At 40.3% G+C, this 11861-nt stretch carries 4 protein-coding genes; 3 read left to right on the top strand and 1 reads right to left on the bottom strand.

Features of this window, described 5'->3' with window-relative positions:
* Positions 1 to 453, bottom strand: a complete 453-nt coding sequence (locus FBR08_RS00320) for a hypothetical protein (RefSeq protein ID WP_158960431.1) — start codon at positions 451 to 453, stop codon at positions 1 to 3.
* 865 nt (positions 454 to 1318) lie between these two features.
* Between FBR08_RS00320 and FBR08_RS00315 the strand changes: the two genes are divergently transcribed.
* The 3 genes from FBR08_RS00315 to FBR08_RS00305 all read left to right on the top strand — a co-directional run bounded on the left by FBR08_RS00315 (position 1319) and on the right by FBR08_RS00305 (position 11764).
* The gene (locus tag FBR08_RS00315) at positions 1319 to 2194 is read left to right on the top strand and encodes a helix-turn-helix domain-containing protein (RefSeq protein WP_158960428.1); all 876 of its coding nucleotides are present in this window, start codon (positions 1319 to 1321) and stop codon (positions 2192 to 2194) included.
* Positions 2195 to 2614: 420 nt separating this feature from the next.
* Complete coding sequence (locus FBR08_RS00310) at positions 2615 to 3271, top strand: response regulator transcription factor (RefSeq protein WP_158960425.1); 657 nt, start codon at positions 2615 to 2617, stop codon at positions 3269 to 3271.
* A gap of 456 nt (positions 3272 to 3727) precedes the next feature.
* On the top strand, positions 3728 to 11764 hold the full coding sequence (locus FBR08_RS00305) for an MBG domain-containing protein (protein WP_158960422.1): 8037 nt from the start codon (positions 3728 to 3730) through the stop codon (positions 11762 to 11764).
* The last annotated feature ends 97 nt before the right edge of the window (positions 11765 to 11861 follow it).

Genomic DNA, 11861 nt, shown 5'->3' with positions numbered 1-11861 from the left:
TTATTTCCAGTGTAAAAGATCGTCGATAGCACCTAAATCGCGATTGAAAAAACGAACGGAAATATTAAATTTAGGTTGACTGTCGTTAAATGATTGTTGTTCCGCTTGTTCTTGTGCGGTTAATTCTTGAAGATAATTCGGATGTTTGTCGATGCGTAAATTCTGGTGGTAAAAAACGACATAAGCAATAATCTCATACGCGGTATCCATCTGTTGAAAGAGAAAATCAGCATACTGTACAACAGAAGAATAGTCAGAAAAGTCGACAGTGAAATTAACCTGCTGTTTCGCAATTTTGATTCCTTCTTCTCCATAAATCGGCAAAAGATAAAGCAATTCCGGCATTGTATGTAAGACTGCCCAAGTGGGAACAGGATAAATAAAAGCGTTTCCATAATATTGATTGAGGTCAGCCTCAATAGTTTTCATGATATGAGTTGTCGTGTTCTCCATTTTTTATACGTACTAGTTTACGTTGGCAAGTTGCGAAAAGTACAAAAAAAAACCCTCACTACTTTTCGGGATATTTTTTCACAAAAAGGGGGATATCTACAGCCCCATTCTTTCGCTTGTGTATAGTTATGCACTTCATTTTTCGCGTTTCCTTTGTGGTTATCTCTCTTTTATATTCGTCAATCGATACCAGTATAAAAGAGCCCCCCTGTATATTTGTCTAAACAACATCGATGATGATGCTGTTTGTATTCATCCGTTGATCCGATGCTACCATTGACAGGAGGTGTAATACAAATAAAGCCACACAAGAGATAAGGAGTTAGTGGGGACTATCGCATTAAAGCAATTTAATGTAAGTTTTATCTTTTGAGTCTTAAGGACTAAGTGGCTTTATTCTTTTTGTGAAAAGACAAAACAACAAAACAACAAAATTAATTTTTTTAGAAAAATCCTACTGTAGGGTTTAAAATGAAGCAGAAAATCCCTTTTCAAAGCACTCTATTTCTGGAGTGCTTTTTGTTTGGAGTTGGTTTATTTTTTTATGAAAAGAACTATAAATACACGCTATTTTGGGGGCGTATTTTAAATCGCATAGGTATTTTTATTTATATAATTTTAGTTAAAATAATTAAAGTAAAAATAACCTTTTACCTTGTTGTTTATGGTTTTGATTAAAAAAAATAACTGTTTGTTTGTAAGTAGGTGTTATTTTTTCGATTTATTGCATTATTTTTATATTATGCGTGTATGTGTATTTTAAATTCGGGTTTATGTCCTGATTATAATGCCAATTTTATTTTGTTTTGTTTTTTCCAATTAAAGCCGAGATAGAAGGAGTTAACGAAGAAAGACACAAATAACTATGAAAATACCATTAGAGCCGGTTATCCATCGGCCCTCTAATAGACTTTATCTAAATTGTGAAAATTTGGATAGCGTTTTGGAGCTAAGACAAGATCTTATATTTGCTTTTCGCGAGCACAGTGTTTTTAGTATTTATTTGGTTACTGAAGGAGAAGGTTTTTTAGATGTTGATTTTAACTCCATAGAGATTTTGTCTAAAGAAGTTTTGATTCTCTTTAAAAATCAGGTTGTTGGATGGAAAGAACCAATAAAATACAAAGGAAAGATGCTGCTTTTTACCGATGATTTTTTTTGTATTGATGAAATGCATTTTCAATTTTTATACACTTCTATTTTATTCAAACAATTGGGAGGGAGTAAGCGTATTGACGTAAGTTATCATTTTGAAGAATTAGTTTTTTTGTTTGATATTATCAAAAAAGAATTGACGAAGCCCTATTATCCCAAACAGCGATACGTGCTCAATAATTACCTATTTAATGTGCTGATTTTTCTAGAACAATCGTTAAATCAAACAGAAATTGAGGAGAAGCTTACGGTTTCACATGAAAAATTACTAGTATCAAAATTTAAGGATTATGTGAATAAAAACTTGAATAAGCGCTATAGTGTAAAAATGTATGCGGAGGAATTAAATCTGGGGTTGAGAACCGTTGAGTATGCATTTCAGAAAATAGAAAAGACAACTCCTTATAAATGGATTAGCAATCGAATGGTTATGGAAATTATTCGCTATTTATTGTATAAAGATGCACCTGTAAATGTGATTTCTTATCAATTGGGTTTTAAGGAGTCCAATCACTTATCTACATTTTTTAAAAGACATACGGGATTAACTCCACTAGAGTATAAAAATAAATATTCCAAAGGCTAGCCAAGACAACTGTTTATTTCGTTGCTAGTTCCTGTTCTTTTTTCATTTTACTTCCTTGTGGTATTTTAAGCACCTTATTAGTCAAAGTACCTATTTAAAAGAAAAGGCAAACGCCTTGAAAACAGTCGTTTTTCAGCTTTATTTTACACCTAATCTACCGGATAAAAAACTTAGTTCTATAGCTAATTATGGAGGATTTTAGCTTAAGATAACATTCTATATTGCTAGAAACCAATCGGATATTGGCAGTATTCTTGTTGTGTTGATTAGGGAGTTCTAGTTTTGCATTCGAACCAATCACATTTTTTTTTCACGCTGTTTATTTCCAAAAAAACTAAGGTTCAGGCCAATCAAGTTAAGTAAGGGCATGAGCTATATGCAAAATAGTCTATTCGTGTAAACAATTAATAAGAGGTCATCATGATTCGAGTTGGCATAGTAGATAGTCATACACTTTTTAGAACGAGTTTTAGCTTGCTACTAGCAGAGCTAGATGAGGTAGAAGTTGTATTGCAATGTTCCAATGGAGTAACGTTGCTAGAAGCGCTAAAAAGCGTTCAGGTAGATATTGTATTTTTAGCTATCCAACTGACTAGTATGGATGGGTATCAAGTAGCGGGTCTAGTAGTAAAGCACCATCCATGGGTTAAAATTGTGGTACTGAGTCGCTCCTTCGATGTGTACAGCATCAAGCGCATGCTGCATTATAATGTCGCAGGCTATTTAACCAAGAACATGGCTTTTTCAAAACTTAAAAGGGCTATTCTTTGCGTGTATAAAGGAGGTGTGTATTACGATCGACGAATTCGCCAAGTAATAGAGCGAATAGAAGACCTGCAAACAAGTCCAGCAATTATTTTATCCCCAAGAGAAATCGAAATTATTCGATTGTACGCCATGCAATACAACGTCAAACAAATTGCAGATTTACTTCATCTGAGCACGCGTACGATTGAGAAATACAAAGAAAAACTGATGCAAAAAACAGGGGCTCGAAATTTTATTGGCGTTATTCTGTTTGCCTTGCGTTGGCATTATATCGAAGATAGTGAACTCAACCCGAGAAGACACGATTAAAGCCAAATTAGAAAACACAATCCCTTTGTGTTAGGCTTTATTTAATTGATACGCCTGGATTTTGTGTGCCTTGGCAAGAGGTAAATAGCCTATTTTAATTCAATTTTAACCCTAAAAGAGGTTGGGTAGAGGCGTTGTTCATCTGGTATTCGCGGTAAAGCTGTTTTTGTATTTTACTGAAATACAGTTGATTATTCTTTTTTTTGTAAGATGTCCCTCTTTTGTCCACCCTCTCTTTAGACTTTTTTATAAGGTAAAGAGCTATCTTCGGATGGTTTATATGTTAAAAAAAAGTAAATACGAGTAAAAAGGAGTGAAATGTCCTCCCCTTTTTATTCGTGTTTTTGTATTTAAAAGATTTTCAATCCTCCTTGTTAAAGAAGATAACGAATAGTTACTATGAATTTTATATTTGCTCTAAAATGCAAAAAGGGGACTCAATTAATCCTACTTTTTATGTTTACGGTTTATACCGCTCTATCAGGATGGGCGCAAACCACAACACCACCTTTTACCTTTACCCCAACAGCAAATGTGCTCTACGTCAAAAAAGGCGCAACAGGTAATGGTAGTTCTTGGAACAATGCCGTAGGCGAGCTAGCAGATGCTTTGCATTGGGCGCATGCACATAAAGCTGATTTTTCAGCAGCAGCACCTCTGCAAATATGGGTAGCTAAGGGAACGTATTATCCCTTGTACCACCCTGTTACTTTTGCCGCTTCAACAACAGATCGCGATGTCACCTTTTTTATGGTGGATCACGTGAACTTATATGGGAACTTTGCAGGGAATGAAACGAGTTTAGATCAACGCAATTTTGCAAACACGACCCATGAGACGATCTTGAGTGGTGATTTAGGTCTAGATGAGGATGTTTCAAACAATGCCTATCACGTGGTGGTAGCGGCTAATGAAAATGAAGTTGAATTTAAGCTGGATGGTTTCACCATCACCCAGGGCAATGCCAATGGTCAAAATTCGTTACAAATAAATAATAGAGCTGTTCATAGAAATTATGGAGGAGGGATTTATGCTTTTTCTTCTTCTTCTATCGTGTTGATGAATTCCAGGATAAGTAATAATAAGGCAGATAATGGAGGAGGGATTTCTGCTTTTTCTTTTTCTTCTTCTTTTTCTATCGTGTTGACGAATTCCAGGATAAGTAATAATAAGGCAAATAGAGGAGGAGGGATTTTTTCTTCTTCTTCTACTACTTCTTCTATTACGTTGACGAATTCCAGCCTAAGCGATAATAAGGCAGATAGGGATGGAGGAGGGATTTATGCTTCTTCTTCTTTTTCTCCTTATTCTTCTTCTTCTATTACGTTGACGAATTCCAGGATAAATGGTAATTATGCAAATGCTAGTGGAGGAGGGATTTATGCTTTTTCTAATACTTCTTCTTCTACGCTAACACTACTTAACGCTACTTTTGTAGGTAACAAGGGGCCGAATAGCATCTACTATAATAGTGGAGGTAATAACACACTAAAAGTACACAACAGCATTATATTCGACAATCAAGCAACCGATGGTACTCCACTTCGAGGAACTGATTGGCTAGGAGGGAAAAATCCAAGTAATATCCCAACAGGGAATAAGCTTGAGTACCAATACAGTTTAGTGCAAGGGCATACGGCTACTGGAAATAGCAACATAACAGATACCAATCAAGCAGTAACAGATCTCTTTGTCGATCCTACCCAAGGGGATTATCGCTTAAAATCCACTAGTCCGTTGATCAATCAAGGGAATAATGCGTTGTATAGAGACGCTAATCCCACTCTTACTACAGATCAAGATTTGGCAGGTAATCCGCGTTTATTTGACAATCGAATTGATATTGGAGCCTATGAATATCAGTCCTTTAGTTTTAGCCCAACAGCAAATGTGCTCTACGTCAAAAAAGGCGCAACCGGTAATGGTAGTTCTTGGAACAATGCCGTAGGGGAGTTAGCCGATGCTTTGCATTGGGCGCATGCACATAAAGCTGATTTTTCAGCAGCAGCACCTTTGCAAATATGGGTAGCCAAGGGAATATATTACCCCCTGTATCATCCGGTTACTTTTGCCGCTTCAACAACAGATCGCGATGTCACCTTTTTTATGGTGGATCACGTGGACGTATACGGAGGGTTTGCAGGGAATGAAACGAGTTTAGACGAACGCAATTTGGATACCACGGACAATGAGACCATCTTGAGTGGTGATTTAGGCCAAGACGATGATGTTTCAAACAATGCCTATCACGTGGTCGTAGCGGCTAGTGCAAATGAGGTTGAATTGAAGCTGAATGGTTTCACCATCACCCAGGGCAATGCCAATGGTTCAGGTTTGTTCCGAATAAATAATAGCGTTGTTTATAGAGATTATGGAGGTGGAATTTTTTCTTCTTCTTCTTCTTCTTCTTCTTCTACTTCTTCTATTGTGTTAACGAATTCCACAATAAGCGGTAATCATGCAGATACTAGAGGAGGAGGTATTTCTTTTTCTTCTTCTTATTATTCTATTACGTTAACGAATTCCACGATAAGTAATAATAAGGCAGCTAATGGAGGAGGGATTTATGCTTTTTCTTCTTCTTCTTCTTCTTCTTCTTCTTCTTCTATCGTGTTGACGAATTCCATGATAAGTAATAATAAGGCAGATCGGGATGGAGGCGGGATTTATTCTTCTTCTTCTTATTATTCTATTACGTTGGCGAATTCCACAATAAGTAATAATGAGGCAGTTAAAGGTGGAGGGATTTATGCTTTTTCTACTTCTACTACTTCTTCTTCTATTACGTTGACGAATTCCAGCCTAAGTGATAATTCAGGAGTAGTAGGAAGTGGTCTATATTTTTCGCCAGGAAGTTCTTCTACCTTAACGCTACTCAATGCTACCCTTGTAGGCAATAGAGGGCCAAATAGTATCTATTATAATTGGGGAAGTGCTAACACCCTAAAGGTACACAACAGTATTATATTCGACAATCAAGCAACAGATGGTGCCCTGCTTCGTGGTACTAGTTGGTTAGGGGGGGGGAATCAAAATAATATCCCAACAGGGAATAGACTTGAATACCAATACAGTTTAGTGCAAGGATATACAACGGCTGAAAATGGAAATATTGCGGATACCGGCCAGGCAGTTGCGGATCTCTTTGTCGATCCTACCCAAGGGGATTATCGCTTAAAATCCACTAGTCCGTTGATCAATCAAGGGGATAATGAGCTGTATAGAGGCGCTAATCTCAATCTTACTACAGATCAAGATTTGGCGGGGTATCCGCGTTTGATTGATTATCGAGTGGATATTGGAGCTTATGAAAATCAGTCCTTTAGTTTTAGCCCAACCGCAAATGTGCTCTACGTTAAAAAAGGCGCAACAGGTAACGGTAGTTCCTGGAACAATGCCGTAGGCGAGCTAGCGGATGCTTTGTATTGGGCGCAGGAACATAAAGCTGATTTTTCAGCAGCAGCACCTTTGCAAATATGGGTAGCTAAGGGAACGTATTACCCCAGCTATCATCCCGTTACTTTTGCCGTTTCAGCAACAGATCGTGATGTTACCTTTTTGATGGTGGATCACGTGGACTTATACGGGGGCTTTGCAGGAGATGAAACTAGTTTAGATCAACGCAATTTGACAAACACGACCCATGCAACGATCTTGAGTGGTGATTTAGGGCAAGATGATGATATTGCAAACAATGCCTATCACGTGGTTGTAGCGGCTAGTGAAAATAATACTAAACTTAAGCTGGATGGTTTCACCATCACCCGAGGAAATGCCAATGGTTTAGGTTTGTTATCAATAAATGATAGCATTGATTATAGAGTTGACGGAGGAGGGATTTATGCTTCTTCTTCTATTGCGTTGACGAATTCCACGATAAGTAATAATGAGGCAGCTAAAGGTGGAGGGATTTATTATACTCCTTCTTCTTCTTCTTCTTCTTCTATCGCATTGACAAATTCTACGATAAGTAATAATGAGGCAGCTAAAGGTGGAGGGATTTATGTTCTTTCTAATTCTCTTGCTATTACGTTGACGAATTCCAATATAAGCAGTAATCATGCAGGTGACAAAGGAGGAGGGATTTGTATTGTATCTTCTTCCTCTTCTATTGCGTTGACAAATTCCAGGATAAGTGGTAATCATGCAGATGGGAAGGGAAGTGGTATTTATTTAAACGCAGTTGATACGTCTACGCTAACCCTACTCAATGCTACTTTTATAGGTAACAAGGGGCCGTATAGCATCTACTATAATGGTGGAGGTAATAACACCCTAAAGGTACACAACAGTATTATATTCGGCAATCAAGCAACAGATGGCACTCCATTTCGTGGAACTGATTGGCTAGTAGGGACTAATCAAAACAATATCCCAACAGGGAATAAGCTCGAGTATAAACACAGTTTAGTGCAAGGGCATACAATTGCTGGAAATGGAAACATAATGGATACTGGCCAAGCAATAACAGATCTCTTTGTCGATCCTGCCCAAGGGGATTATCGTTTAAACCCCACTAGTCCGTTGATCAATCAAGGGGATAATGCGTTGTATAGAGACGCTAATCCCACTCTTACTACAGATCAAGATTTAGCAGGTAATCCGCGTTTAGTTGGGGAGAATATTGATATTGGAGCTTATGAGAGTCAATGTACGATTACCGCTACCGTACTTCCTCATTCGGTTTTGTGTTTTGGAGAAGCAACTGGATCCGCAACGGTGACTGTAACCGGAGGAACAGCACCGTACACTTACGCTTGGAATCAGGGCGTTGCATCAACAACGAATGAAGCAACCAATTTAGTTGCAGGTACTTATACGGTAACCATTACCGATGATAAAGGCTGTGAGATTGCGCAAACTTTTACGATTAGCCAACCAACTGCTTTAGTGGTTACGCCAAGTCAAACCAATGTGATTTGCTATGGCGAAGCGAACGGCTCGGCCAAAGTGGAAGTTACAGGTGGAACAGCACCGTACACCTATACCTGGGACAATGGCGTTACATCAACAACGAATGAAGCAACCAATTTAGTTGCAGGTACTTATACGGTAACCATTACCGATGATAAAGGCTGTGAGATTGCTCATGCTTTTACGATTAGCCAACCAACTGCTTTAGAGGCAACACCAAGTCAAACCAATGTGATTTGCTATGGGGAAGCGAACGGATCGGCCAAAGTGGAAGTTACAGGTGGAACAGCACCGTACACCTACGCTTGGAATCAGGGCATTGCATCTACAACCAATGAGGCTACAGGCTTAACTGTAGGTACTTATACGGTAACCATTACCGATGATAAAGGCTGTGAGATTGCTCATGCTTTTACGATTAGCCAACCAACTGCTTTAGTTGTTCAACCAGCTCAAACCAATGTGATTTGCTATGGCGAAGCGAACGGCTCGGCCAAAGTGGAAGTTACAGGTGGAACAGCACCATACACCTACGCTTGGGATCAGGGCGTTGCATCAACAACAAATGAAGCAACCAATTTAGTTTCAGGTACTTATACGGTAACTATTACCGATGATAAAGGCTGTGAGATTGCTCATGCTTTTACGATTACCCAACCAACTGCTTTAGTGGTTACGCCAAGTCAAACCAATGTGATTTGCTATGGCGAAGCGAACGGCTCGGCCAAAGTGGAAGTTACAGGTGGAACAGCACCGTACACTTACGCTTGGAATCAGGGCGTTGCATCAACAACGAATGAAGCAACCAATTTAGTTGCAGGTACTTATACGGTAACCATTACCGATGATAAAGGCTGTGAGATTACTCAACCTTTTACGATAACCCAACCAACTGCTTTAGTGGTTACGCCAAGTCAAACCAATGTGATTTGCTATGGCGAAGCGAACGGCTCGGCCAAAGTGGAAGTCACAGGTGGAACAGCACCGTACACCTACGCTTGGAATCAGGGCGTTGCATCAACGACAAATGAAGCTACAGGCTTAGTTAAGGGAACCTATACGGTAACCATTACCGATGGCCATGGCTGTACAACAACGAAAGATTTTACGATTACCCAACCAACTGCTTTAGTGGTTACGCCAAGTCAAACCAATGTGGTTTGCTATGGCGAAGCGAACGGCTCGGCCAAAGTGGAAGTCACAGGTGGAACAGCACCGTACACCTACGCTTGGAATCAGGGCGTTGCATCAACGACAAATGAAGCTACAGGCTTAGTTAAGGGAACCTATACGGTAACCATTACCGATGGCCATGGCTGTACAACAACGAAAGATTTTACGATTACCCAACCTGCTAAGGTACTTTTGCCTCAGGTCGATACCCCTGTGGTGTATACCTATGGAGATACAGCGCTTCCTTTAACAGCAACAACACAAGGTGGAAATACACTCTTGTGGTATGCTGCTGCAACAGGAGGACAAGGAATGACCACTGCACCAACGCCAACGACAACGGCTATTGGTACTCAAACCTATTGGGTAAGTCAAATCACAACCGCAGGTTGTGAGAGCGACCGTCAACGCATTGACGTACAAATAAACAAAGCAACCCTAGAAGTAGTTGTACATCAAGGACAACGCAAAATGTATGGCAGTGCCGATGGAGTATTCACTTACCGTGTAACGGGCTTTAAGGCAGGAGATAATCATTCCTTACTGGCAGGGGCTTTAGCGCGACAAGCAGGGGAGTCGGTGGGGCTATATGCCATCACCCAAGGCACTTTAGCTGCAGGGATAAATTATGATATTCACTTTGTATCAGCGGATTATGAAATTACAGCAGCACCGTTGACTATTGTTCCGGATGCGGAACAAACCAAGGTGTACGGCAGTGCAAACCCAACCTATAGGTATACCATCTCTGGATTAACCCGCGGAGATACTCCAGCTGTGGTGACGGGCGTATTGAGCCGTCAAGGGGGAGAACATGTCGGACGCTATGGCTATCAGATGGGGACGCTTACTAGCACAGCGAATTATACTCTAACCCTTGCTCCAGCGCACTTTACAATTACCCCAGCTTCTGTTGAGGTAGTGGTCCATGCAGGACAGCGAAAAGCCTATGGCACTGCCGATCCAGTCTTGAGCTATGCGGCCACGGGATTAGTCAATGGCGATCGTGCGATTGCCGTATTCAGCGGTCGTTTAGAACGTGTGGCGGGAGAAGAGGTTGGCGTGTATGCCATTACACAAGGTACACTTCAAGCCAATGCCAACTATCAGTTGACGCGTTTTACAGGCAGTGATTTTGAAATTACTCCTGCAAAAATCACGGGACTCCAATTGAGAAATAAAACCTTTGCCTACGATGGAACCTCCAAATCCCTAGCGATAGAAGGCGACATACAAGCAGGAGCAACGGTTCGCTATACAGGAAATCATCAAGTGAATGTAGGCATTTACTCGGTTACCGCTACGGTTGATTACGGCAGTAATTACGAGGTATTAACGCTTAGTGCTACGCTTCAAATCACACAAGCGGAACAAGCTATTCACTTTGATTTGGCTTCTCCTCTTGTTTTAGAGGATACCGCATCGTTTGCGCTAAACGCCATTGCCTCTTCAGGATTAGCCGTGACCTATACCTATCAGTACATAGAACATGAACCCGTAACGATAAGCGCAGCCGGACAAGTGCAGGTACTCACCCCAGGTGTAGTAGAAATTACAGCCCATCAAAGCGGAAATGGCAATTATCGCGCGGCACCGTCGATCACGCGTACATTACTGGTGCAAAGCAAAGACAGCAGCATTTGGCTGTTAGAGGTAGATGGCGCCCGTTATGAAAAACCGTCAAGGAATACCCTAGTAGTTATCGGATGTGATGGCGCTAAAAGCGATGTTGTTGAAATAAAAATAACCACTCAACTAGGAGCTAAAGTACTTCCGTCTAATGTGATTGTATTGCCAACCCCAGATTACGGTAGGTATGAACAGGATATTGAGGTAATTTCAGCCGATGGAAAACACCGCCAGACCTATAAAGTGATTGTAGAGAAACGCCTGCCTTGGGAAGGGATTTTAATGCAGAAATACGACAATGTGGTCTTTGTCAACAACAACCCACAAACCAACGGAGGTTATAAGTTCTCCCGATATGAATGGTATAAAAACGGACAGAAAATCGCGGATGCGCAAGCCTTTTCAGCAGGACCTACCCTAGAAGATAAACTAGATCCTCAAGCGGAATATTACGCGGTACTGTACACGGCTAATGGCAAAGTATTGACTACTTGTCCGATGGGAATACAGCTGAAAAGCAAGAAGACCCTACGCGTGTATCCAAATCCGGTGCAAAAAACTCAATCGCTTTACGTTCAATTTGAAGAAGCGGTGGAGGAATTTAAAACAACAGAATACGCCGTATACAACACGGTAGGCCAATTTATAATGAAAGGCAACTTAAAAGAACCACTTTCTGTCCTTGACTTACCACTCAACCTGACGGTAGGAAGCTATGTTTTGGTACTCAAAATAGAAGGCAAACACCAATCAGTTCGATTTGTAGTGAAAGAATAATAAAAAAAACGAGGGTGGTCCAAAAGGCCACCCTCTTTCATTTTCATTTATTTTTACGTCTATCCTCCTACAGAAGGAACTCCCCCAATAAATGCCC

The sequence above is a fragment of the Myroides fluvii genome, from assembly GCF_009792295.1.
Lineage (GTDB): Bacteria > Bacteroidota > Bacteroidia > Flavobacteriales > Flavobacteriaceae > Flavobacterium > Flavobacterium fluvii_A.
The sequence above is the reverse complement of the archived record's forward strand: the minus strand, read 5'-3'. Positions and strand labels throughout refer to the sequence as shown.

Bases quoted from the DNA above. Each gene is read 5' to 3' on its own strand.
- FBR08_RS00320 (WP_158960431.1), bottom strand. From the start codon at position 453: ATGGAGAACACGACAACTCATATCATGAAAACTATTGAGGCTGACCTC.
- FBR08_RS00315 (WP_158960428.1), top strand. From the start codon at position 1,319: ATGAAAATACCATTAGAGCCGGTTATCCATCGGCCCTCTAATAGACTT.
- FBR08_RS00310 (WP_158960425.1), top strand. From the start codon at position 2,615: ATGATTCGAGTTGGCATAGTAGATAGTCATACACTTTTTAGAACGAGT.
- FBR08_RS00305 (WP_158960422.1), top strand. From the start codon at position 3,728: ATGTTTACGGTTTATACCGCTCTATCAGGATGGGCGCAAACCACAACA.